This window comes from Bacillus sp. BR3(2024), assembly GCF_039134555.1.
Taxonomy (GTDB): Bacteria; Bacillota; Bacilli; order Bacillales; family Bacillaceae_G; genus Bacillus_A; species Bacillus_A cereus.
Map to the genome: position 1 here is coordinate 5,003,132 of NZ_CP152433.1, position 23,562 is coordinate 5,026,693.

The following is a 23,562-nucleotide window of genomic DNA, read 5'->3' on the forward strand; positions in this document are numbered from 1 at the left end:
GTTCGACACGAAATATCGATTTAGCTACAAAAAAGAAGCTGTTCAAATATTGAACAGCTTCTCTCATATTAACGAGTTGGACCAGATACATCTTCTGATTTCAACGTATTATTTGCACCAAGAGAATGATACAACATCTTTCCATTTCCATTCACAGTTATAATATGTTCGTTATTAAAACTTTTGAACTTCACAGATCCATCACCGTAACGAATATGATACTCTTCATATGTCGTTACTTTATATTTCGTAGCACTTTGACGCTCTACATTACGAACTTCCATCGTTAATAAGTCTTCTGTAATTCCTTTTTTGTGTAAATACTGTATATAATCACGGTCTTCCTTATACGATTTCCCGCTCTTATCATAATTATTTTCAATTAAACTAAAATCATTTAATGAAATTGCACGTACGTTATCATAAATATGATTTCTTACAAATTCGCCCACTGCTGAACTTGATGCTTCTTTCGGGAATTTTAAGTAATATGTGCTTTGGTCTCCCACTTTAACGCTTTCTGATTTAATTAAACCAAACTCAGCATTTTTCTCTAAATGCACTTCTACTGTTTCATCTGTTGGTACAGGGCCAAGCTTATAACTTCCATAATTTAATTTTCCACGTTTTTTCCCATTCACAAATACAGTTGCATCACTTTCATCAGAAGAAATGCTTACATACCTGCCTTCAAGCGATAAATCCACTTTCACCTTCTCGCTCTGTTCATCCGCTAAATCTACTTCTTTCTCTGTTTCTAATTCAGTAAGTTCTGTCTTCGCCGTTGCCTTTACAACATATGTACCTGGGAAGTATGGCCCCAACTCTTTCGAAGTTTTATCACTAGAAAGCTCTGCTTCTTTTTTGTCATTCACATATATTTCTGCATTTTTTGCAGTTGTACTAACGCTCATATAATAAGATTTCATGCTGAACTTATACTTTGGATATAAGAACCACTCTTTTCCCTCTTCTACTATTTCCCCGTCCTTAAATGAAGATTTATCTTTTGTTAACTTTTGATCTACTGTCTCTTTCTGTAAATAAGACAGTAATTGTTTGTTGTAAGAAGGATTCTCTTTTAAATAACGCATGTACGCTTTAAGATCCTCTGTCTTAATCTTTAAGCTTGAATCATTTGCTTTTACAAACTCATCAATTGCATTAATATCTTTCTTTTGGAATGCTTCAATCATTACATTTACTTGCTTTTCTTTTGAAAACTTATATGCTCCAAATTTATATGCCCCAAATAATAATGCAGCAATAATGGCAAAACCAATGATTAAAAATAAATTTTTCTTACTTTTCACTGGTTTTGTCTCGCTTTGTAATTCTGTATATGAAGCAGCAGTGTTATCAACGATTACTTCTACTTTACTCCCACACTCAGGACAAAAGTTCAAATGGTCTGCAACATTCTTTTTACATGTTCCACAAAACTTCAACGTGCTCTCCTCCTATTTTTTAGCTAATTTCATTCCAGCAAATGCCGCTACATATGTCACAATAAAACTAAACAAAATTAAATATGTAAATGAATTTTGCATAGATAGTACTGTTCCGCTTGTTCCAAATAAACTTGTTACAGTTCCTGAAACATTAATTTGGAACTTAGAAATCATATTCATTACAATCATCATAATTGTGTAAGAACCACTGCATACCGCTAATGTAATATATATATTGGCAGTCGGTAATTTAGCTAACTTTCTTCCCGCTCTAAACATAAAGAACAATGGAATAATAAGCAGTAATAAACCGTAATGGAATACGTTATTCACTTTATCAAATTCTGCAAGGCTTTCCTCATTTGCTCCTTTTGAAATTAATATCTCTCTAAGCTCTACGCCATTTACAGAGACGCCTGATATAAATGAAAACGATAGTGTGCTCTCATATACATTTGATTTCTTACCAATTCTAGTAAATTCCTTACTAAGTGCTGGACTTGATACTTCTAACGGCGCAAAATGAGCCATACTCCATAATTGAGGTGTTAACTCTAATGCTAATAATGTACTTTCAGATTTTAAAGTTGTTATTTCTTTTAATGGTTCAATACCGTCTTCCTTACTTACTAACGCCATAATACAAACTGCTACCGCTGTTACTAAAAGTCCTTTTATCATAGCTGAAACACCGTAATAAACAGACGCTCCATATGGCATTAACTCTTGAAATGCTACTGCCATATTGTTTTTGCTTGTATGAGCAATAAATCCTAATAAGGTAAATAATGTCCCACATACAAAACCACTCAATAAACTCTTCATCGCTGAATAGCCAACCGTAATCTTACCTGCTTCTGAGAATGGGATTGCAAAAGATTGTGATGCTATAAAACTTATAATGAATAAAAAGACTCCATAAATAATACCAACTGTTCCTGCCATAAAGATTTGATCTTTAATCGTTTTCGCAACATGCTGTTTCCCTAACCAAATTCCTGTACCAGCGAAAATAATAAATGGAATGATTAATAATAATGTAAATGGAGTATGCCAAGATAAAGAAAATATCAATCCACTATCATCGTTAGCTGTAAAACCAAGTAAATGGTAACTTAACATCGTAGAAGTTGCACTCGAATAAAAACTTGGCAACATTTCTAATTCTTTCGCAAATTTGCTAAACATCTCACTTAACATAGAGGCAAATAATAAACTACCAATCCAACCAGCAATTAACATGAGAATACTTGCAACAGCCCCACCAATAAAACCTTTTTGTAAAACGGCTTTATCTGCTTTAAATTCAACTTTAGGAGCACCATCCATTGTAGGCAATTTTACAGATTGTTCTTTTTTCTTCACAACAGATAAAGAATACCCACACTTTTGACAATATAAATTTTTTTGAGCATTTTCACTGCCACAACCTCTGCAGTATTTTGCAGTATCTTTTTCTAATGTTACTGCATCTATAGCTCCTGCAATCTCCATACTACCTTCATTTGGGCAATAATTTACTTCTTCACCATGTTGTTTTCCACATGTGCGACAATACATTTAATTCACTCCCCACTTTGCTTAATTCCACAAACTGGACAGTAAGTAGAGTTTTTATCGATATGCTCATTACATGAAATACAATTTACCGTTTCACCTTCATTTTCTACTGCTAACATCGGGTTAGGCTTTCCACACGAACCACAAAACTTATCATTTATTGATAAAGGTCCACCACATTCACATGTAGCTTTTTCACCTTGTTGTTTTTGCAATTCAACAATGCGCTTTCTTGCTTGATAAATAGCTACATCAAATTCTTGAACTGGAGCAATCATTTCTTTTAAGCTCGCTTCATTTACTCCACTTCCTCTTAATTGAACATACACTTGCTGTCCAACCTCTAATAGAACCTCTGCTTTTTTCTGCATTTGCACTTGCATTCCCTTTTTCAATTGAGCAATTTCTTGTGCAACTTGCAACTTCATTTTCCCTTGTTCTATTCCTTCTTGTAACTTATTCATTCCACTACCTAACTTCGTCTGTAAATCTGACAAATCATTTCTCCTCCTATACATATATATTCATATATGAAATTAACATTTTATATATTACCATGATTTTCAAGTTATGTAATCCAAATTTCATTTTTTCTGTTTTGAGCATTTTTTGTTTATAATGGTAAAGGAAAGAAATATGTGTACGGAGGAATATTATGCTGCAACACTCAATTACGAAAGATGAAATTATGATGATTGCGAATGAGTTCGTTCAAGGACTAGATCCACAGCAAACAGCTGATCAGGAACATGTCGCTACAGCTCGGCACCTATATCGTAGTGGTGTTGTCTACAACGTTGACTTTGATGGTTATACACTATCAGGAACTGTAGATGCGGAAGGCAACGTATATAGCGTTCATATTCCGATTCGTAATGTCGCTGAAAGTTATTGTGATTGCTTCGCACCAACACAATGTGAGCATATGCTCGCTGTATTACTATCTGCAGCGTCTAGTTTCGGGCAAGTAGGAGATGTATTAACTTTATTTAAAAATAATACGAAACCTTCCCTTCCTCCTATTCGAACTGCAAGACAAGTATTGCAATCATCAGCTTTTGAAGAAACGGATTATAAAAGTTGGGAATCATATTTTGAAAAAGAATATGATTCATTTAAAAAAGAACAAGCTCGCCTTACTTATAAACAAATGTATTTTCTTATGAGTATCTTTACAGATTTCTATACGAAACTTGAGCGGAAAGCTCCGCGCGTCATCGCCATACATGAATTATTCAGGTTACATGCAGCACTTTACTGCTTTCAAAAATTATTAGAAGAAATTCAGGCATTCGAAGCAAACAAAACGTATTCTTATCACCAACCTGTTAATGTCGTTCGCCTATTTGTAGATAAAGTGGAATCCATCGTTCGGGACTTACAATCAGAAGCGATTCCTTCAGAATCTGAAATAATTTTGCAAGAAACAGCTCGTCTTGTTCATGAAGTATTCTTCTCTACCGACGCTTATACGCAAGAGCGATTTTTCATTTATCGCCACATATGGAGTGAACTTTTAAACAATAAAGAGAAAATGCAAGAGGAAGAAAAACGAATCGATACGAAAATTAATCCACTATCTAAAGCGTTAGCGTCTTCTCACCTTCTCTTTTTAAATGAAGAAGATCTACTAGCGATGGACTTACTAAAGAAACAACCTGCTTCTGTTGTGAGTCTATACTTCTATTGGTTAGAAGAACTATTAAGTGCCATGCAGTGGGATCGTGCGAAAAACTGGCTTTCCTTTACGTATAAACAAGTAAAGAAAACGATCCAAGATCACGAAAATACGATTTTTATAAAAGATATCGTTCGGCTATTTGTAATCATGTATGAAACATACGCAACACATACAAATGAACAAGCTGGTTTTGAAATGATCTTGCAGGAACTATTACCGTATAGTTTCACAAACTATGAACAGTACGTACTCGCGAAAAAACAGTATCGTACATGGGCAGAGCTCCATCTCTTATATGGGTTTGAAGCAATTGAACTGTTAAAAGAACCACTGAAAGATATTGAAAAAGAAGCGCCAGAAGCAGCACTTCCTCTTTATCATCTTGCTGCTGTAGAAGCAATTGAAGAACGAAATCGTAAATCATATAGACGCGCAGTTCGTTACTTAAAGAAATTACGTACATTATATAAACGATTAAAACGCACCGATGAATGGGATGCTTTCATTATTCACATCGCCAATCTCCATTCACGTCTGCGTGCACTACAAGAGGAATTACGGAAAGGAAAATTAATCGATGATCAATCAAACTGAAGTAACAATTAGGCTCCAGCATGTTAGTCAAGGTTGGTTCCTTTGGGGAGAAGATGACAGCGGTACTTCATTATCCGTAACAAGTTGGAAACGAAATGCATTCACATGGCACTCCACTTCTTTCTACGGTACGTTTCTAAAAGAAGCAACCTTCGAAGGAAAACAAGGTGTGCTACTAACAAATGCACAAGCCTTTGAATACATTGCAAACAAACCAATGAATTCCTTTGCACATATTCAACTGAACGGCCCTATTACAGCACTTACAAAAGATGCAAATGAATTATGGGATGCCTTTACGAGTGGTAGCTTCGTACCAGATATCGAGCACTGGCCCAAACAACCATCTTGGAAAGTTCAAAATACGCCAATTGAAGATGACACATTAGCATCTCTTTTCTCAGCAGCAGTTAATGAAAGCATATTACAAGATAATCGCTCAAATGACGGCTGGGAAGATGCTAAAAGACTATATGAACATTACGACTTTACGAAAAGACAATTGGAAACAGCACTACATGAAGAAGATTGGCTTCGAAAAATTGGTTATATTGAAGATGATCTTCCGTTTACAATCGGACTAAGACTGCAAGAACCACAAGAAGAATTTGAAATGTGGAAACTTGAAACAATCGTGACACCAAAGCGCGGGGCGCATCGCATATATGTATATGAAAACATCGATTCCTTACCGAAAAGATGGCACGATTACGAAGAACGGATTACAGAAACACAAGAAGGTTTTAGTAAGCTCATACCGTGGTTAAAAGAAGGAGATACATTCCGAAATGAGCTCTTTGAAACAGAAGCTTGGAACTTCTTAACAGAAGCAAGCGATGAATTACTTGCAGCCGGCATTACAATTTTACTACCATCATGGTGGCAAAATTTAAAAGCAACAAAACCGAAATTACGTGTCCAGCTGAAGCAAAATACAGTACAAACACAATCGTTCTTCGGTATGAATACGCTCGTTAATTTTGACTGGCGAATTTCGACGAACGGCATTGATTTATCAGAAAGCGAATTTTTTGAACTCGTTGAACAAAACAAACGTCTATTTAATATAAACAGTCAATGGATGCGACTAGATCCAGCCTTTATCGAAGAAGTAAGGAAACTCATGAACCGTGCCGATAAATACGGACTAGAGATGAAAGATGTCCTGCAGCAACATTTATCAAATACGGCTGAAACAGAAATTGTAGAAGATGATAGTCCGTTTACTGATATTGAAATTGAACTAGATGGATATTATGAGGAACTATTCCAAAAGCTGCTTCATATTGGAGATATTCCAAAAGTAGATGTCCCTACTTCACTAAACGCAACACTTCGTCCGTATCAACAACACGGCATTGAATGGTTATTATATTTACGAAAGCTTGGATTTGGAGCATTGCTAGCTGACGATATGGGACTCGGGAAAAGTATTCAAACAATCTCTTACTTACTATATATAAAAGAAAATAATCTCAAAACAGGCCCTGCATTAATCGTAGCGCCGACATCTGTTCTTGGAAATTGGCAAAAAGAATTTGAGCGTTTCGCACCGAATTTACGTGTTCAATTACATTACGGAAGTAATAGAGATAAGGGCAATTCTTTTGAAGATTCCCTTCAATCAGCAGATGTTGTATTAACATCTTATGCATTGGCTCAACTCGATGAGGAAGAACTAACTTCATTATGCTGGGATGCTGTTATTTTGGATGAAGCACAAAATATTAAGAACCCACATACGAAACAGTCGAAAGCAGTACGAAACTTACAAGCAAATCACAAAATCGCTTTAACTGGTACGCCGATGGAAAATCGCCTTGCTGAACTTTGGTCCATTTTCGACTTTATTAATCATGGATATCTCGGAAGCTTAGGGCAATTCCAACGTCGCTTCGTCACACCGATTGAAAAAGATCGTGATGAAGGAAAAATCCAGCAAGTTCAACGGTTTATCTCACCATTTTTACTGCGCCGAACGAAGAAAGATCAAACGGTCGCATTAAATTTACCAGATAAACAAGAACAAAAAGCTTACTGCCCTCTTACTGGTGAACAAGCTTCCTTATATGAACAACTTGTTCAAGATACACTGCAAAATGTCGAAGGATTAAGTGGAATTGAAAGACGCGGCTTTATATTACTTATGCTGAACAAGCTAAAACAAATTTGTAATCATCCAGCTCTTTATTTAAAAGAAGAAGAGCCACAAAATATCGTTGAACGCTCTATGAAAACAAAAACGTTAATGGAGCTCATCGAAAATATAAAAGATCAAAATGAAAGTTGCCTAATCTTCACTCAATACATCGGCATGGGGAACATGCTAAAACGTGTGCTAGAAGAAAAATTCGGCCAGCGTGTCCTCTTCTTAAACGGTAGTGTGCCGAAAAAAGATCGCGACAAGATGATTGAGGAGTTCCAAAACGGAACGTATGACATTTTCATCTTATCCTTAAAAGCTGGCGGAACAGGATTAAACTTAACCGCTGCCAACCATGTCATTCACTACGACCGTTGGTGGAATCCAGCTGTGGAAAATCAAGCAACAGACCGCGCATATCGCATTGGTCAAAAACGATTTGTTCATGTTCACAAACTTATTACAACAGGAACATTAGAAGAAAAAATTGATGAAATGCTAGAAAGAAAACAATCTCTAAACAATGCGGTCATCACAAGCGATAGCTGGATGACTGAACTATCAACAGACGAACTAAAAGAATTATTACTTGGTGTATAAAGTGAAACTTGAATCAAGCCAGTTAAGTGGAGTTTTACTACTCGCAAAAAAAGGCGCTAATCTCAAATGAGATTAGCGCTTTTTTCTATTCCAAAACCAATTACTTATTATAATTCCCGTTAATCCGCCGCACGTATCAAGCAATGAATCTTGCCACATTGGTGTGCGGTCTCCCGTATACCATTGGTGAATTTCATCAAATGTTGCATAACCCGCAACGAAAAGAAGGGCATATATAAAACATCTTTTCCTCGAATGACCTGATCGATGAAAAGCGTAATAAATCAATGAACCTAGCATAAAGAACACCATAAAATGAGCACCTTTACGAAGGAAAAACTCAATAAATCCGCCTACACCTTTATTCGCAATACTAACAGGGGTTCCTCCACCATAATCAATAGATACCCATGAAAAATGCTCTTTCACAAATTCAACATTTACATATTGTTCAATATCTGAACGCATATCCTGCTTTTTATATGGTTGTGCCGAAGAATAGAAAATCAGCCCCATCCATAGTAATACAGGAATCCAAAATAACCATTTACGATTCATTATCCAGAATTCTCCTCTCTTAATCTTTTAAGGGTACCAAAAAAAAGAAAAAATTTCACGCCAAAACATGACATTTGTACCCTATTTATAAAGTGAAAGGAGGTGATACACATGGCAATTGAAACAATCGTAATGGATTTAACTTTACGTCTTGTCTTAAATAACGGATTAGATAAGAACGGCAAAACAGTTTTCAAGAGCAAACAATTTAAACGTGTTAAAACAAATGCGAGCTTAGATCAAGTACACAACGTAGCTCATGCTCTAGCTTCCTTACAAGCATCACCACTTCACGCTGTACAACTTGTAAGCACATCAGATCTTTCTAAACTATAAAGTAAAACTCGGATCAGTGGGGATTTTAATCATCCCCGCTGATTATTAGACCGCAATTTAACCGGCAGACCCAAATCCCATAAATAGCTTGATAAATACAAAGGAGGGAATAACAACATGCAAGTACTAGAGTTGATTTTCGCAAAAGAAGATGGAAAAACAGTCGTTTTTTCTATCGATACGCCCATCACACCAATCGATGCACAAGTCGTAAATCAAGTAATGGATACAATCCTCGCCTCATCTGTATTTTCATCCATTGATGAAAATACACGAAAAAAGGGAGCTCGCCTTGTAGAAAAAAATGTATCTGAAGTTCCAATTACTCTATAAAATGAAAAAGACGAATCTGCATCATTTTGCAGATTCGTCTTTTTTCTTCGGCATTTCAATCGGAATAAAAATCTTTGAGAAACCGACGCATACGTACTTATAATGTTCTTCACCTATATCAAACTCAGTCGTATATGTTGAGAAGAATATATAATCATTTCGCTTCGTATAATGATCAATTAATAACCCAACTTGTGGCTCAACATACTTTTTCGCTAACTTTTTACCGGCCGATGCCAAGTCGCCAAGGAGACCCTCTTCATTCTCTTTTTGAACTTCATCTAGCTTCTTACTCACATCATTACGCTTCATAAACTGCTTCGCTGCCCATTCTGTATATTCGCCCTTACTCGGATTACTGTTTGCTAAATATACTAGGAGAACGACAACTAAAGCCATAATAATATACTTTTTCTTCATACTATATCACCGCCTACTCTTTTCTATTTTCATATATATGTACAAGCGATGCAAATTAGAAAGACTATCACCTATTGATTGTAAACGAATAGCCAAAATTTACAATATGAAATAGAATATTAACAGTAAATTTACTTAATTTATATATAATTATATTCGGAATGAAAATTATAAGGGAGAATATAGAATTATGGATAATGAAAACAACATTTTTATTTCTAGTTCTACAATGATGCTTGAACCATGTAAACACCCTTATTACCGCACAAAAATTATCGACAGTAGCGGGAACCATCTTTACTCCTGTCAAACTGCTCTCCAACTTATACAGAAATCTTGTCTAACAAATATTCATTCTACTTATCAAGGGAGACGTAATGCCGTAAAAACAAAATTTAAATTCAAACAAAACGTTCCAATTCCGATCAATCATAGAGAATATATTTGTGCTTTCCCAACAGAATCTCCTGCTTCTCCAAATTGCATTTGGCTTTTCTTCAAACATGTTCATACAATAGAGTTTTTCAAAAAAGCTAAACAAGCTAAAATTCATTTTTCAAATGGAGCTACCGTAACGATACAAATTAGTCCCCATAAGTTAAGCCAGCAATTATGGAAAGCTGGATATGTATTATCCCAAATGAACATGCAAGATTCATCACCTTAATAACAAATGGAATGGAAGGTAGTATTTCCTTACCTTCCATTCTATTTTCTATTTTTATCCTTTTACACTATCTCGCATTTTCTCGAGTGCTTGCCGATACATCCATCTTACTTGATAATATGTCATTTCCGTCTCTAAAGCGATTTCTCCCATCGTCTTCCCTACAAAAAAACGTTCAAAAATAATATACTTCTCCTTCTCATCTAACACGCTCATAAAATCCTTCACTCTTATTTCAACGTCCTCAAAATGAAAGATATCCTCATACTCTCCTACACATACACATCTCTCCTGCACTGCGAACTCTTTCTTCAATCTCTCTAATATATAACCTCGCACCGTTACAACTGCATATGCAGGGAAATACCCCTTCTTTTCATCAAATCTTTCATACGCATGCCAAAGACCGATTAAACCACATTGATAATACTCTTCATAATCTTTACGAATACCTAATTTCTTTATTTGATTTACAATCATCCCTTCATACAAAACAACTGCCTCTTTAAAAGTCGCTGGCTTCACACAGTACCCGTTTCTAAAAGGTATACCTTTCTAGTATTCCGCGGTACCTTCACAATATAAAAATAAAGAAAAGATTTCACTGTGAGTAATTTCAAATACTACCGACGGAATTTGAAATTACACTAAACCGTATTTAAAATTCTGCTGGTAGTAATTGAAGTAAGGGTAAAAATAAAAAAGGTGACTCCTTTAAAGAGTCACCTTTTTAAAATAATATGTTATGCACCAAAGCCGCTTACTAAACCTCTTACAACGCCTAATGCAATTGTTAGGATAAAGAAGATTACAATTAAAATCGTAGCTTTTTTCTTACTTAAACCAGCTACAATGTGTAAGCCTAGTCCTGTTAGAATGAGGCTCCAAATATTAAAAATTTCAATTGAAGAGGCAATTCCATGTGCTACTGTCCCTTGTTCAAATAAAGGAGCTAAACTTGTATAAACATCAGTGCCATTTCCATCAAAAATAAATCCTAATCCTGCATTTAACAATCCGCCGATATAATAAACCAGATTAGCATATAAGTAAATCGATAATATTTTCATGTACGGTGTATCATTGCTCATAAACATCATAATAATTTTATAAAAACCTGCCGCAATAAAGAGACCTATAGGTGTCCCTAATAGACCAACAAGTGCGCCTCCACCAAGGGTAAATCCTTTTACCATTGCCCCTGCTTCACCATTTAATTCTTTTGCCAATTCTGGAGTACTAATTAATGTTAAGTAAGACACTGCTGTTGCTATAATCGTTCCTAATATAACAAATAAGAAAAATACTCCCCATATCGGACTTTTCGTCTTCATTCTCTCAAACTGCTCACCTGGAGAAGTAATCATTCCAAATAATGATGGCTTTTTTGAAACTACATCTTGCGTATTAATATTTGCTTCCATTATAACGCCTCCTTCTATTTATATAACCCGTTCTAACGGGCGGTTCACTTCCTCACGCAAGAGGCTACGAACCGCCCACTAGAACGGTAACGTGTAGTTCTACTACACTATTAATTACTCATAACGCAATGCTTCAATTGGATCTAATTTTGCAGCTTTGTTCGCTGGAATTAATCCGAAAATAATACCGAGTGTCATCGAGAACAGTACGCCTCCAACGACAACTTCCCATGAAACGAGTGGTGGCCATTTTGCGAATGTAGAAACGATATATGCTCCACCATACCCAAGACCAATTCCGATTAAACCACCTAGAAGTGTTAACATAACGGCTTCAATTAAAAACTGTAATAAAATTTTACTACGCGTTGCTCCAAGTGCTTTACGTATCCCAATTTCGCGCGTACGCTCTGTTACAGATACGAGCATGATATTCATAACACCGATACCACCAACGACTAGTGAAATACCAGCGATACCACCGATGATCATCGTCATAATGTTAGTAACTTTAGAAACACCTTCTTGGAATTCTTTTAAATTCACCAGCTCATATTTACCTGGAATATCGCTTGGTTTACGACTATTTAATACATCAACAGCTTTTTTCCCTGCCGTTTCTAAATTATCTACGTTTTTAGATTGAATGGCGATACTTTGAATTTCATCTGTTCCGTATAAGACGGGCCATAAAGTAAGAGGAATTAACATTTCCTCAGCCTCGAACCCCATAAATTCATTATCTGATTTATAGACACCAATAATTTGCATCGGTTGCCCTTTCATTTCAATAATTTTCCCTACTGGATTTTCATCTTTAAATAACGTCTCTTCTGATTTCGTACTAATCATAACAACATTATTTCCTTGTGAAATATCAGATTCATTTAATGAACGGCCTTTAACCACTTTCACTTTATTTACTTCAAAATACTCACTATCAAGTCCAATAACATTAATCATTGATTTTTTATCATTAATATCCATTGTTTCCATCGTATTATTCGTCGTAATAACATGAGAAACATCTTTAACTTGCTTTACTTCCATAATATCTTCTTCTGTTAATTTCGGTACTTGATGCCCACCCATACTAAACTCATCATTAATATCTGGTTTAAATTGAATTGGCATAAGATTATTACCAGAACCAGCGATTTTCGACTTCAACATCGCTTCTCCGCCTTGCCCAATTGCAACGACAGTAATAATCGAACCTACCCCGATAATAATACCGAGCATCGTAAGAGCTGAACGCAGTTTATGAGCTAAAATAGAAGATAAGGCAATTTTTATACTATCTAGTAAACTCATACCGCACACCTTCTATCTTCTGTAACTTTCCCGTCTCGCAGTACAATGCGGCGGGAAGAATACGCTGCTACTTCCTCTTCATGCGTAACCATAACAATCGTCGTACCTTCTGCATTAAGCTTCGTGAAAATATCCATAACTTGCTCACCAGACTTCGTATCAAGTGCACCAGTCGGTTCATCGGCCATAATAAACGTTGGATTATTCGCAATCGCTCTTGCAATCGCTACACGCTGCTTCTGTCCACCTGATAACTCATTTGGTAAATGATGCACGCGATCTGCCAATCCAACTTTACCTAACGCCTCCAAAGCACGTTTGCGACGCTCCGCTTTCTTCACGCCACCATATACGAGCGGAAGCTCAACATTTTCCACTGCGGAAAGACGAGGTAGTAAATTAAAATGCTGGAATACAAAGCCAATATATTCATTACGAATTAAAGCAAGCTTTGACTCGTCTGCTGTTAAGATATTCACGTCATTCAGCACATATTCGCCTTCTGTTGGACGATCTAAACAACCGATAATATTCATAAGCGTTGACTTACCAGAACCGGATGGCCCCATAATAGAAACGAACTCACCGCTCTGAATTGTTAAACTAATACCATGCAAAATCGGCACCGCCAATTTCCCTTGATAATAAGTTTTAGCAATATTATTTAACGTAATCATTTCTCTTTCACTTCCATTCCGTCATACACATCGTCGGAAGGATTTTTAACCACCTTTTGCCCCACTGTTACGCCTTCTATAACCTCTGTCCAGTCTCCATCAGTAGAACCTTTTTTCACATTTTGTTTACGAAGCTTCCCTTTATCCTCAACATAAACAAATGCATCATCGCCTTTTTCTACAATGCTTTTACTTGGGACAGCAATCATCGTCTTATTCTCTAAGTTTACTTGCAGAGAAACGTGATAACCTGGAGATAAACCATCTTGACTATCAAGACTTGCTTTATATGTATACTGAGACATATTTTGAGTTGCTTCACCCACGCCGCCAGCTTGCGCCATCTCTGCGCTCGTTGGGAATTCGCTTACCTCTGTAATCTTACCTGTCCACTTCTTCTTATTATTTGCTTTTGCCGTTACAGTGAATGTTTGGTCCTTTTGGATTTGTGACTTTTGAAGCTCAGTTAACGTCCCTTGAACTTGGAATGGATCTTTAGAAGCTACTTGTAAAAACGCTTTTCCTTGACCACCTAACGCTTGAGATGAACTTTGTGCCGTATCTTTATCTAACTTTTGAACAACACCAGCGAAATTACTATAAATCGTAAGCTCTTTCTGCTTCTTACTTAACTCTTCTTTCTGCAACTTTCCTTTTTCTTTCTCAAGGTCAATTGTTTTTTGCCCTATCTCTAACTCGTTTACTTGCTCGTCCATCGGATCTGTTACTTCTTTCCCAGCTCCGCTATCTTTCGCCTTCTTAATTTCTTTCTTCAAAGAATCAATCTTCTTTTTCCCCTGATCATAACGCATATCCGCCATCTTCTGATCAAGGTCAGCTTGCTTCATTTGAAGGTTAATCTCTTCATTATCATAAGAGAATAACTTCGTACCTTTCTCTACCTCTTGCCCTTCTTTTACCTCAATATCTTTCACTTTCCCTTTGGCCGGATCTGCATAGAAGCTTTCAATATTACCAGGTTTCACCTGACCAGAAATTAACTTCGTATTATTCAGCTTACGCTCTGTCACTTTCTCAAAACTTACAGCATCAGCATTTGTTGATACACCCTTCTTCTTACCTTGCATAACAAAAATATTAATTGCCGCTACAATAACAATTAGTGCAATAACCCCAATAATAATCCATTTCTTCTTCTTGTTTGGAGTACGAACCGTATTTGGTAACATATTCTCTCTCCCTTTATAAATTAATAGTTTAATAAATACCATAATTGTATAAAACTTTCTGAAAATAAATTGTATATTATTACAATCTTTTTACAAAGTTTTACACATCCATTTATATTGTAACAAAAATTCCAATGATTAGAAATATGACATTATATCTTTTAAGATAGATTTAAGGAAAGGAAAAAGGATAATTTAAATTGAATTTTCAAGTACTTTCTATATGAATGTAAGCCATCTTTTATTAATAAACTTCTTACCAAGATAAATTATTAAAATCATTTTCCTAATTGTACTATTGTCATTTTTGTCATATATATTTGACATTTCATTTATTCAATTATAAAATGTCACATATAAATGACATTTTGGTACACGAGATCTACAACCATAAATGGGAGGGTTATATTTGAATAACGTTAAACAATATCGAAAATTTGAAGGGCTATCGCAGCTAGCGTTAGCTAAAAAAGTTAACGTGGCAAGACAGACAATAAATTTAATTGAAAATAATAAATATAACCCTTCTTTAGCCTTATGTATCGAATTAGCAAAAGCACTAAAAACAGATTTAAACAGTCTATTTTGGGAGGGAGATTAAATGATGAAAATTGAATGGAAAGAAAGAGTTTATAATAGTTTTGTTGGAACACTGAGTGAGAGAGATGAATATCAAAAACAAGAAATCAATAAAGAATTATCTGTAGCTGGAATTGGTTTATGGTGGTTGAATATGTTGGCAATGCTTATTATGTTACTTGTTGATACTATGAACCACACAATATCTATAGGAACAATATTCACTTTTCTATCTAATATGATTTAAGCTAATTATTTAGCCTTTAAATTCAAGAAAAAAGGTTTAAGTGATACTGAATGTGCAACAAAAGAAGAATATTTACAACATAAGAAAAAATTAAGAAAAGCTGGCTTAAAAGCAGGTGTGCTTTGGGGCTTTCAAATGTTTGTTTTTATGAATTATATCCTTCCCTATGTAGGTTCAGAGGAAATCTCTATTTCTTTATTTAAGGTTGTAATTTTCATCTGTGGCGGCGGATTTTTCGGTCTAACTATGTACGTAATTGGTTTATTAAATCTAAAAAAATTATATTAATTAATAAAAATCATTTACATATTAAACTGCAATTTTACATACTGTTTGTTTTTCTAATATAAAAGCTATCCAATCACAATTGGATAGCTTTTTCAAACAAAATATTACGCTACTTTAGGATCTTTTCTCTCATGTCCACGCTGAACAATAAATAAGAAAATTGTTGATAAAACCGCACCTGTTAATAGTAAGATGAAACAACCATCCCAGCCAGAACTATCAACAATAACACCAATTGCTGCGTTAGCTACAAGACTTCCGCCTACATAACCGAATAGACCACACATACCAACTGTCGTACCTACTGCAAATTTCGGTACTAATTCCATCGCACTTAAACCGATTAAGAACTGTAGTACATAAATTAAACAACCGATAATAGAAACTGCAATACTTACAACAAGTACGCTAGTTGCTTGCCGATATATAAACGTACCAACAACAACTCCAACCATACTAATAATACATAATGGCATACGTTTTCCTTTAAATAATTTATCACTTAAAAAACCAACGATTAATGAACTTGGAATTGCCATACCTTCAAAGATTGCATATGCCGCATGCGCTTCTGCTTTTGAAAATCCTTTAACTGTCGTTAAATAAAGTGGAACCCAGTTAATAACACCGAAACGAATTAAATAAACAAAAGCATTCGCAATACATAAGAACCACACAAATTTATTTTTCACTACATACTTCATTAAAATTTCTTTTGGAGACATCTTGTTAGCATTATCTGCTTTTTCAAGATTTTCATAGTCATTACGATACTCATCAATTGGAGGAAGACCTTCAGATTCTGGTGTATCCTTCGCATTGATCCAAACAAGTACTGCAATTACCATTGCGATAATCGCAGGGAAAATAAACACGCCGCCTTGCCAATGATTTTCACCGAAAATACCTACACCAATTCCGACAAGTGGTGGCACAAGCATTCCACCAACGTTATGTGAAATATTCCAAAGACTTGTTTTCGTACCACGTTCTTTCTTCGAAAACCATTTCGTCATAACAATACTACAAGGTGGTGCTCCCATACCTTGTACAATACCGTTAACAACAAGTAATGTAACAATCGCAAAGCCGAAACAAATATTTACAAGCCCTGATAAGAATAAACCGACTGCGATAAAGCGCTGGGCGAAAGCTTTATCTGATAAATTCCCATAAAGAACTTACTAAATCCATAAACAATTGCCATTACTGAACCTAGTAGACCAATTTCAGCTGTACTAAATACGTACTTGATAACGTAAAGTTACTACGAACTAAATAATAAGCAGCATATCCAACTGAAATCCCCATTAACACACGAATACGTAGTAATCGATATACACGGTCGATCATATCCGCTGGCAATCTTTCAATTGCAGGTGCTGGCTTGAGCCATTTAAACATATATTTCCGTCTCCTTTTCTCACTTCAGAGAGAGACGCTGTCTATTCCATATCTCGATTATCCCGCTATTTGATATATTTTGGTTCGTCCTTCTAACCGGCTGTCCTTCTATTTCTTTCTCATTCTTCGCAAACATCGTTGGTACGCCAAACGACACTTTTTCTAAAATGTGACCCGCTTCTTCTGATAAACAATAATCAATAAATAAATCCGCAATAATACCACTCGGTGCACGTTTTAGTTTAGAAATCGCATTAACGGATAACCCTGTTTGCTGAGGTTCGTTACTTAAAATAGGAAAGCCTTGTTTTTGAAGCATTCTCTGATCTACCATATATTCACCGCTCGTAACAAGTTCCGCTGGGATGTAACCATTCACTGTTACTTCTCCAACTTGTTCTGCCAGATTCTTCACATATTCCTTCGCTTCCTCTTCACCTAACGTATCAATAAGTGATTGGAAAAACGTATATGCTGTACCTGAAACATTTGGATCGGGCATGACAATCTTTCCCTTATATACTGGATTCAATAAATCTTTCCATCTTAACGGATACGAGAGACCGAGCGGCGCTATTTCCTCGTTCCACCGCTCTTTATTAATCGCAATTGCCAGCTTCTCCACTTCATAACCGTACCAATAACCATCTTTATCTTTAACAGTTTTTGAAATACGATTTGCATGTTGACTTATCACAGGAATAGAAAGATTTTTTTGCTTCATCATTTGATGCGCATCTATTGTACCGCCAATAATAATATCCGCCTTCGGATTTCCAGCTTCTTCTTCCACTCTACGAAGAAGTTCTTCTGTTGAAAGACGAATAAATTCATACGTACATCCGCGCGGCTTACAAAATGATGAAAGTAACGCTTCACCAACTTCCTCACGAGCCGCTACATACGCAACAATATGACGATCATCCAAAATAGGGAGACCATTTTTACTATATTTAATAGAGGTTGTATCTCGAGAGCAACTAGACATCGCTCCTCCAATTACTAGCAAAAAGAAGAAAAAGGCTATCTTTCTCATGACGCATTCTCCTTTACGAATAACTCTGCTAGAGAGCCTTTCATATACATGACATTTCCGTTATTATCACCGAGATATTGCACAACAAAGTACGATGGATACACAGAAATCGTAAGAATATCTTCACGATCATTCTTTACACGCTTACCTGTTTTATAAGCTGTAATATAAGCAATCGGTTCATTCTGCGATTGTAATAACTTCTGAATTTCTCCGTAATCTGTAATTTGCTTTGCGTATCGAATAGAATCAAGTATGTACGTAAGATTGATAGTACGTACCACATCGCCTTGACGTACTACGACATCCTTTGCTGAAGCAAAGAAATCACTAATACGCTCTGGCGTGTAATACAGGCTTAATAAATACGTTTGAAGTGCTGAAATCATCGGATCCATGCCATTCTTTCCGTATACATTTTCCCCATACTGGAACAAGTCACCTAATGCAAAAGTACGCTTATGTCCATTCAAGTACGTTACTTCTCCAGTAAATACTTGTTCTTGGCTCTTAACGTCCCCTGGCTCTATTCGAATTCGGTCAAAGAATGTAACAATCGTATGCAAACGAACTTCATCCGTTACAACAATTTCTCCCCACTTTTCATGTCTTACTTTCACTTCGATTGGAAGAGATTCATTCACCCTTTATAAAACGGCTTGTTTATCATTTACAATGTTGATTCGATTATAGATTTGCTTCTCCATAACATAAAACAAAACAAGAGAAACAATCATACAAATGACAAACATAAGAATTTGAAATGATAGCCTTTTCATTTCTGCCTACCTCCAAGATAAAAAAACGTTGTTTCAAAAATACCGCATAATTGTTTCATAAATGTATCATTTAACCGCTTTCAAGTTTTTTATGTCTTCCATCCTTCTCGGAAGCAAAAATGTAATGAATATTGTAGTACCTATTTCTTCACTACTCTCAATCCGCATACTTCCGCCCTGCTTATTCATAATCTCCTGGCAAATATACAAACCATAACCATTCCCGTAACTAGAAGGAAGTGCCTTTCCTTTTGGAGACTCATTCCACTCTGCAAGCACCTCTTCGTCTATACCGATTCCATCATCATGAACAAAAACCTTCGCCTCATGCTCATTTACAATTACATTCATACGAATGTGCGAAGCATCACTATACTTAATTGCATTATCAAGCACATTTAAGAAAATTTGCTTCGTCTTATCAAAATCCGCAACAACATGTACATCCGTTAACTCATTTATCACTTCAATTTCAAATTGATTTAGACGAGGTTTCACAAGTGAAACTGCTTCTTCTGCCAATTCCTTTATGTTCACAACTGTAGGAGACACTTCAAGCGTACTCGTCCCATATTTCGAGGACTTAAGCAGTTCCTCTACAAGTGATAATAAACGCTCACTTTCCACAGCCACATAACGAAGACTTTCCTGTACATCTTCTTTCGATTGTAACTTTGGAATTAAATCAACATAACCAATAATTGCCGTTAGCGGTGTTTTTAGCTCATGCGTAATGCGGTCTAGGAAATCTTTCTGCTTCTCTTTCTCCTCCTGCAGTTGCTTAATATGCAGTTCAATTCCATCGGCCATCGCGTTAAAAGATGCTGAAAGCTGAGCGATTTCTACGTACTCATTTAACTCAATCTTACTCTTATAATCACCATTCGCGAGCCTCTGTGCCATTTGTCTCAACTGATCAATTGGTTTATGAAGAGACTTCGCCAAACGAATCGCAAAGAAAATACCGGTAGCTACTAAACAAAGAGATGTCATTAAGAACGTCCAGCTCACATTTGTTAAAACTTCCTTCTCACCCGTTAACTCATTTATAAAACGAATACTTCCAATGACATCGTTTCCATAATATACTGGGCTTGAAAACAAAAGAATAGGAGCTGGATCCGCCTCCTCAAAAACATAAGATTTCTTCCCCTTCAAGGAACTCTCAATGTCGATGTTACGGTGAAGCAATGCTCCTTTTTGTGTATCTGCAACAACATCGCCATTCTTCCCGATCATCTGCACACGGACATCCATACGCTTCGCTAAATACGACGCAATTAAAAGTGAATTCGAACCAAGCGTATCCACTTCTGCTTCCTTCTCTAAATAATTCATCGTATAAATTTGTGCTTCTACACTTAACTTTTCTAAAGAATCTGCTGCGTTATGATACATATTCTTTTCTAACGTAATATAAACAACTGCATATAAAAGAACAAAAATCGGAATTAACAGCCCAACTATTCCGAACACCATATTTCGCTTTAAAGACATACCATCACCATTTAACAATCCAGTTTATAGCCAACGCCATAATAAATTGTCTTAATATATTCTCCGCTCGTCCCAAGCTTCTTGCGAAGTCTCTGCACCATAATATCAACTGCTCTCGTATTTCCGATATACTCAAATCCCCATACTTTCTCAAGCAACTCATCCCTCATAAACACACGCTGCGGATTTGAAACAAATAACTGACATAAATTAAACTCTCGGTACGTTAACTGAATCTCTTGTCCACTCACATGTCCCTTTCTTTCCTTAGGACAAATCACTATCTCTCCAGCCTCAATTACTTCATGACTTACAGCGGCCTCCGTCTTCTTTACACGCCGCGCCATATTCTTAACTCGAAGAATAAGCTCCGCATAATTAAACGGCTTCGTCACATAATCATCAGCACCCAGCTGCAAGCCAAGCAACTTATCATTCATCTGACTCTTTGCCGTTAACATAAGCACCGGAATATCCCTATCCCTCTCACGGAACAAACGAAGCAACTCATACCCATCCGTATCCGGAAGCATAACATCCAAAATCAATACATCTGGTCCTTCATTCCATCGCTCTAAAGCTTCTCTCCCATCAGCCGCCGCTAATACTTCATAACCTTCCATCTCCAACTGCATCCGAATCAAATTACGAATACTCGATTCATCATCAACCACAAGTATTTTCATCATTCTCCTCCTTCCATCATGTATTATAGTACAGTTTAGTATAGCAAAAATCGTACAAAAAAAGAGAGGGTATTGTCGAACATATTTTGTCGACGATACCCTCTCCCCTTTTATTATTTAGCTACAAAATAATCCGTTACATATTGTGCCCAAACTTCATGACCTTTAGCAGTTGGGAAACCAAATTCTTCTTTTAAATATGGTAGGATAGCCTTTGTCGATGCATCCGGCCACGCTCCCCAATGATCAATATATGTATAATTATTTTGCGTCGCAAATTGTTTTAATGCTTCGATCGCTTTCGGATAATTTTTCGCACCATACACTGGATTTGATGGTTGAATCATAATCGTAGCACCCTTTGCACTAGTAGAAAGTGCTTGAACGAACTTCTGTGTATTTGCGACAGAGTTCCCATTACCAGTTTTACCGTTATCAGTAATAAATGGTGGCTCAAATAAAATTACATCTGGATTCTCTTTCGCAATCTCTTTATCACGCTTATTCGCGATTAACTCTTCTGTGCTTTCACCCTTATATTCCTTTACAGTCACATTCCATAAACCTTTACCGTAAGCAGTTTCTAAATTAGACGTTAACTTAGCTGTCCAAGCACCTTTTTCAGATGAAGAAGCTTCATCACCAACAATAACAAGATTTAATGCCTTTTTATCCTCAGCAGCTTTCTTTAACTTCTCTTTCACTGCATCTGGCAAATTCTTCGCATATGCTTCATTAAAAGATGACTTCGTATCTTGTTTTTTCTCTTCTTTTTTCTCTTCTTTTTTCTCTTCCTTTTTCTCTTCTTTCTTCGCTCCGCTATCTTTCACTTCAGCCTTTGTTTTCGTTACTTCACTCGTTTGTGTTTGTCCTGTTGCATTCGCAATCTTCTTATTCCAGTATAGTTTACCGCTCACAATCGAAGCTACAAACAATACAAAAATAACAAGGACAAGTACTGCTTTCTTATTCATCGATTCACCTCATCTATTAATCTCACAATATATAATACTAATATAAATCCATGCAAAAATAAACCCAACTCCTTCCAAAGGAGTTGGGTTATTACATATTATTTAGTCACTTCAAGATGCGCTCTTAACTTATTCGTTAAATCTTGTTTTGCTGCCTCTGGAACATAGTAGTACCAAATCCCATCAGCTGCTATGTGACCATCACCTGAGATTTGGATATCTTCACTGTTCTGCAGACAATCTTTATAATTCTTTTGCATATCAAACATTTGATCTTGCGTTAAGTTTGTTTTCACATTCTTTTGAATTGCTGTTAACACATCACCATAGCTTGATAAAGAAGAGAAACTTGCGCCTTTCTTAATAACAGCTTGCATCACTTGACGTTGACGCATTTGACGACCAAAATCGCCTCGTGGGTCTTCTTTACGCATGCGTGTGTATGCTAGAGCTTGGTCACCTGTTAAGTGGATATTTCCCTTTTGGAAGTGCTTTCCTTCCAGAGAAAACTCTAAATCATTATTAACATCTACACCGCCTACTGCATCGACAATGTCTTTAAATCCTTCCATGTTTACTTCAATATAGTAATTGATAGGAACATTTAAGAATTTTTCTACTGTCGCTACAGACATGTCTACGCCACCAAATGCATACGCATGGTTAATTTTATCACTTTTTCCTTTTCCAACGATCTCTGTGTATGTATCACGAGGGATACTTACTGTTTTCATTGAATTATTTTTTGGATTTAACGTGATGACCATTAATGAATCTGAACGACCTTTATCTTTACCGCGCTCATCTGCACCTAATAGTAAAATTGAAACAGGTTCAGATTTATTGATTTTTTCTTCTTGTTTATTACCTTGATCACGTTTTAATGGTTTATGAACTTCATCTAATGTTTTTGAAACGGAAGAATATATATTATAAGCGTAAGCTCCTCCACCTATAATTAGTACTCCTATGATTCCTAATATCCAAAATAGGATTTTCTTTTTCATGCTTTTAACCTTCTTTCTTCAGGTACCGCTATCAAATTATTATAACTTCAAAATATAAAATACATTATACATGTAATTCGATTTTTAAGCCAAACTATATTGATAACTCAATGAAAG

At 36.0% G+C, this 23,562-nt stretch carries 22 protein-coding genes and 3 pseudogenes; 7 read left to right on the top strand and 18 right to left on the bottom strand.

The annotated features are described in order from the left end of the window. Window positions 1-68: 68 nt before the first annotated feature. Genes V7S45_RS25840 through V7S45_RS25850 form a run of 3 tightly spaced genes read right to left on the bottom strand, consistent with a single transcriptional unit; the run spans window position 69 to window position 3,508 of the window. The gene (locus V7S45_RS25840; protein WP_089607737.1) at window positions 69-1,448 is read right to left on the bottom strand and encodes a hypothetical protein; all 1,380 of its coding nucleotides are present in this window, start codon (window positions 1,446-1,448) and stop codon (window positions 69-71) included. 12 nt (window positions 1,449-1,460) lie between these two features. Beyond that, on the bottom strand, window positions 1,461-3,011 hold the full coding sequence (locus V7S45_RS25845; RefSeq protein ID WP_089607738.1) for a zinc ribbon domain-containing protein: 1,551 nt from the start codon (window positions 3,009-3,011) through the stop codon (window positions 1,461-1,463). Between the two features lie 5 nt (window positions 3,012-3,016). Beyond that, entirely contained in the window at window positions 3,017-3,508 is a 492-nt protein-coding gene (locus tag V7S45_RS25850; RefSeq protein WP_001281753.1) for a zinc ribbon domain-containing protein, read from the bottom strand. Window positions 3,509-3,666: 158 nt separating this feature from the next. Here V7S45_RS25850 and V7S45_RS25855 point away from each other — a divergent pair, with 158 nt between their 5' ends. Both V7S45_RS25855 and V7S45_RS25860 read left to right on the top strand, forming a co-directional pair. Next, window positions 3,667-5,286 (top strand): hypothetical protein, encoded by a 1,620-nt coding sequence (locus tag V7S45_RS25855; protein ID WP_342761572.1) that lies wholly within the window; start codon window positions 3,667-3,669, stop codon window positions 5,284-5,286. After that, window positions 5,270-8,029 carry a DEAD/DEAH box helicase gene (locus V7S45_RS25860; protein ID WP_342761573.1) on the top strand — a complete coding sequence of 920 codons (2,760 nt, stop codon included), beginning with the start codon at window positions 5,270-5,272 and terminating at the stop codon, window positions 8,027-8,029. Before V7S45_RS25855 ends, V7S45_RS25860 begins: the two co-directional genes overlap by 17 nt. A 72-nt stretch (window positions 8,030-8,101) precedes the next feature. Here V7S45_RS25860 and V7S45_RS25865 read toward each other — a convergent pair whose 3' ends face one another. Further along, window positions 8,102-8,587 (bottom strand): VanZ family protein, encoded by a 486-nt coding sequence (locus tag V7S45_RS25865; protein WP_001080707.1) that lies wholly within the window; start codon window positions 8,585-8,587, stop codon window positions 8,102-8,104. Between the two features lie 111 nt (window positions 8,588-8,698). Here V7S45_RS25865 and V7S45_RS25870 point away from each other — a divergent pair, with 111 nt between their 5' ends. After that, a complete protein-coding gene (locus V7S45_RS25870) occupies window positions 8,699-8,923 on the top strand; it encodes a DUF1659 domain-containing protein (protein ID WP_000963861.1) in 225 nt (74 codons plus the stop codon). Window positions 8,924-9,040: 117 nt separating this feature from the next. Continuing rightward, a complete protein-coding gene (locus V7S45_RS25875; RefSeq protein ID WP_001197593.1) occupies window positions 9,041-9,256 on the top strand; it encodes a DUF2922 domain-containing protein in 216 nt (71 codons plus the stop codon). Between the two features lie 21 nt (window positions 9,257-9,277). Here V7S45_RS25875 and V7S45_RS25880 read toward each other — a convergent pair whose 3' ends face one another. Then, window positions 9,278-9,676 carry a DUF4359 domain-containing protein gene (locus tag V7S45_RS25880; RefSeq protein ID WP_000731405.1) on the bottom strand — a complete coding sequence of 133 codons (399 nt, stop codon included), beginning with the start codon at window positions 9,674-9,676 and terminating at the stop codon, window positions 9,278-9,280. A gap of 190 nt (window positions 9,677-9,866) precedes the next feature. Here V7S45_RS25880 and V7S45_RS25885 point away from each other — a divergent pair, with 190 nt between their 5' ends. Beyond that, window positions 9,867-10,343 (top strand): competence protein ComK, encoded by a 477-nt coding sequence (locus V7S45_RS25885; protein WP_000368309.1) that lies wholly within the window; start codon window positions 9,867-9,869, stop codon window positions 10,341-10,343. Between the two features lie 54 nt (window positions 10,344-10,397). On the opposite strand, the gene V7S45_RS25890 is transcribed toward V7S45_RS25885, so the two are convergent. The 5 genes from V7S45_RS25890 to V7S45_RS25910 all read right to left on the bottom strand — a co-directional run bounded on the left by V7S45_RS25890 (window position 10,398) and on the right by V7S45_RS25910 (window position 14,948). Further along, window positions 10,398-10,868, bottom strand: a complete 471-nt coding sequence (locus V7S45_RS25890; RefSeq protein WP_002025078.1) for a sigma-70 family RNA polymerase sigma factor — start codon at window positions 10,866-10,868, stop codon at window positions 10,398-10,400. A 218-nt stretch (window positions 10,869-11,086) separates the two neighbouring features. Then, on the bottom strand, window positions 11,087-11,767 hold the full coding sequence (locus V7S45_RS25895) for a Yip1 family protein (RefSeq protein ID WP_242278355.1): 681 nt from the start codon (window positions 11,765-11,767) through the stop codon (window positions 11,087-11,089). Window positions 11,768-11,881: 114 nt separating this feature from the next. After that, window positions 11,882-13,081 (bottom strand): ABC transporter permease, encoded by a 1,200-nt coding sequence (locus V7S45_RS25900; RefSeq protein WP_000054380.1) that lies wholly within the window; start codon window positions 13,079-13,081, stop codon window positions 11,882-11,884. Continuing rightward, window positions 13,078-13,758, bottom strand: coding sequence for an ABC transporter ATP-binding protein (locus V7S45_RS25905; protein ID WP_000631630.1), 681 nt, complete (start codon window positions 13,756-13,758; stop codon window positions 13,078-13,080). The genes V7S45_RS25900 and V7S45_RS25905 overlap by 4 nt, the downstream gene beginning before the upstream one ends. Next, on the bottom strand, window positions 13,755-14,948 hold the full coding sequence (locus tag V7S45_RS25910) for a biotin/lipoyl-binding protein (RefSeq protein ID WP_342761574.1): 1,194 nt from the start codon (window positions 14,946-14,948) through the stop codon (window positions 13,755-13,757). Before V7S45_RS25910 ends, V7S45_RS25905 begins: the two co-directional genes overlap by 4 nt. Before the next feature lie 409 nt (window positions 14,949-15,357). Between V7S45_RS25910 and V7S45_RS25915 the strand changes: the two genes are divergently transcribed. Then, window positions 15,358-15,549, top strand: a complete 192-nt coding sequence (locus tag V7S45_RS25915) for a helix-turn-helix transcriptional regulator (protein ID WP_342761575.1) — start codon at window positions 15,358-15,360, stop codon at window positions 15,547-15,549. Continuing rightward, window positions 15,550-16,062, top strand: a pseudogene (locus tag V7S45_RS25920) (DUF3278 domain-containing protein). Between the two features lie 104 nt (window positions 16,063-16,166). On the opposite strand, the pseudogene V7S45_RS25925 reads toward V7S45_RS25920, so the two are convergent. From V7S45_RS25925 to V7S45_RS25960, 8 genes and pseudogenes are all read right to left on the bottom strand, one after another. After that, window positions 16,167-17,466, bottom strand: a pseudogene (locus V7S45_RS25925) (MFS transporter). Window positions 17,467-17,485: 19 nt separating this feature from the next. Next, window positions 17,486-18,502 carry an ABC transporter substrate-binding protein gene (locus V7S45_RS25930; RefSeq protein WP_342761576.1) on the bottom strand — a complete coding sequence of 339 codons (1,017 nt, stop codon included), beginning with the start codon at window positions 18,500-18,502 and terminating at the stop codon, window positions 17,486-17,488. Continuing rightward, entirely contained in the window at window positions 18,499-19,146 is a 648-nt protein-coding gene (locus V7S45_RS25935; RefSeq protein ID WP_342761577.1) for a DUF3919 family protein, read from the bottom strand. The genes V7S45_RS25930 and V7S45_RS25935 overlap by 4 nt, the downstream gene beginning before the upstream one ends. A gap of 3 nt (window positions 19,147-19,149) precedes the next feature. Further along, the gene (locus V7S45_RS25940) at window positions 19,150-19,281 is read right to left on the bottom strand and encodes a hypothetical protein (RefSeq protein ID WP_342761578.1); all 132 of its coding nucleotides are present in this window, start codon (window positions 19,279-19,281) and stop codon (window positions 19,150-19,152) included. Window positions 19,282-19,347: 66 nt separating this feature from the next. Next, on the bottom strand, window positions 19,348-20,778 hold the full coding sequence (locus V7S45_RS25945) for a HAMP domain-containing sensor histidine kinase (protein ID WP_342761579.1): 1,431 nt from the start codon (window positions 20,776-20,778) through the stop codon (window positions 19,348-19,350). A gap of 11 nt (window positions 20,779-20,789) precedes the next feature. After that, window positions 20,790-21,464 carry a response regulator transcription factor gene (locus V7S45_RS25950; protein WP_342761580.1) on the bottom strand — a complete coding sequence of 225 codons (675 nt, stop codon included), beginning with the start codon at window positions 21,462-21,464 and terminating at the stop codon, window positions 20,790-20,792. Window positions 21,465-21,577: 113 nt separating this feature from the next. Further along, on the bottom strand, window positions 21,578-22,438 hold the full coding sequence (locus V7S45_RS25955; protein ID WP_342761581.1) for an SGNH/GDSL hydrolase family protein: 861 nt from the start codon (window positions 22,436-22,438) through the stop codon (window positions 21,578-21,580). Window positions 22,439-22,536: 98 nt separating this feature from the next. Continuing rightward, window positions 22,537-23,463: pseudogene (locus tag V7S45_RS25960) on the bottom strand (LytR family transcriptional regulator); the annotation flags it as partial. Window positions 23,464-23,562 lie beyond the last annotated feature (99 nt).

Excerpts from the sequence above, each read along its gene's own strand:
- V7S45_RS25845 (WP_089607738.1), bottom strand. The coding sequence starts at position 3,011 with ATGTATTGTCGCACATGTGGAAAACAACATGGTGAAGAAGTAAATTAT.
- V7S45_RS25855 (WP_342761572.1), top strand. The coding sequence starts at position 3,667 with ATGCTGCAACACTCAATTACGAAAGATGAAATTATGATGATTGCGAAT.
- V7S45_RS25860 (WP_342761573.1), top strand. The coding sequence starts at position 5,270 with ATGATCAATCAAACTGAAGTAACAATTAGGCTCCAGCATGTTAGTCAA.
- V7S45_RS25865 (WP_001080707.1), bottom strand. The coding sequence starts at position 8,587 with ATGAATCGTAAATGGTTATTTTGGATTCCTGTATTACTATGGATGGGG.
- V7S45_RS25870 (WP_000963861.1), top strand. The coding sequence starts at position 8,699 with ATGGCAATTGAAACAATCGTAATGGATTTAACTTTACGTCTTGTCTTA.
- V7S45_RS25875 (WP_001197593.1), top strand. The coding sequence starts at position 9,041 with ATGCAAGTACTAGAGTTGATTTTCGCAAAAGAAGATGGAAAAACAGTC.
- V7S45_RS25880 (WP_000731405.1), bottom strand. The coding sequence starts at position 9,676 with ATGAAGAAAAAGTATATTATTATGGCTTTAGTTGTCGTTCTCCTAGTA.
- V7S45_RS25885 (WP_000368309.1), top strand. The coding sequence starts at position 9,867 with ATGGATAATGAAAACAACATTTTTATTTCTAGTTCTACAATGATGCTT.
- V7S45_RS25895 (WP_242278355.1), bottom strand. The coding sequence starts at position 11,767 with ATGGAAGCAAATATTAATACGCAAGATGTAGTTTCAAAAAAGCCATCA.
- V7S45_RS25900 (WP_000054380.1), bottom strand. The coding sequence starts at position 13,081 with ATGAGTTTACTAGATAGTATAAAAATTGCCTTATCTTCTATTTTAGCT.
- V7S45_RS25905 (WP_000631630.1), bottom strand. The coding sequence starts at position 13,758 with ATGATTACGTTAAATAATATTGCTAAAACTTATTATCAAGGGAAATTG.
- V7S45_RS25910 (WP_342761574.1), bottom strand. The coding sequence starts at position 14,948 with ATGTTACCAAATACGGTTCGTACTCCAAACAAGAAGAAGAAATGGATT.
- V7S45_RS25930 (WP_342761576.1), bottom strand. The coding sequence starts at position 18,502 with ATGAGAAAGATAGCCTTTTTCTTCTTTTTGCTAGTAATTGGAGGAGCG.
- V7S45_RS25940 (WP_342761578.1), bottom strand. The coding sequence starts at position 19,281 with ATGAAAAGGCTATCATTTCAAATTCTTATGTTTGTCATTTGTATGATT.
- V7S45_RS25945 (WP_342761579.1), bottom strand. The coding sequence starts at position 20,778 with ATGTCTTTAAAGCGAAATATGGTGTTCGGAATAGTTGGGCTGTTAATT.
- V7S45_RS25950 (WP_342761580.1), bottom strand. The coding sequence starts at position 21,464 with ATGAAAATACTTGTGGTTGATGATGAATCGAGTATTCGTAATTTGATT.
- V7S45_RS25955 (WP_342761581.1), bottom strand. The coding sequence starts at position 22,438 with ATGAATAAGAAAGCAGTACTTGTCCTTGTTATTTTTGTATTGTTTGTA.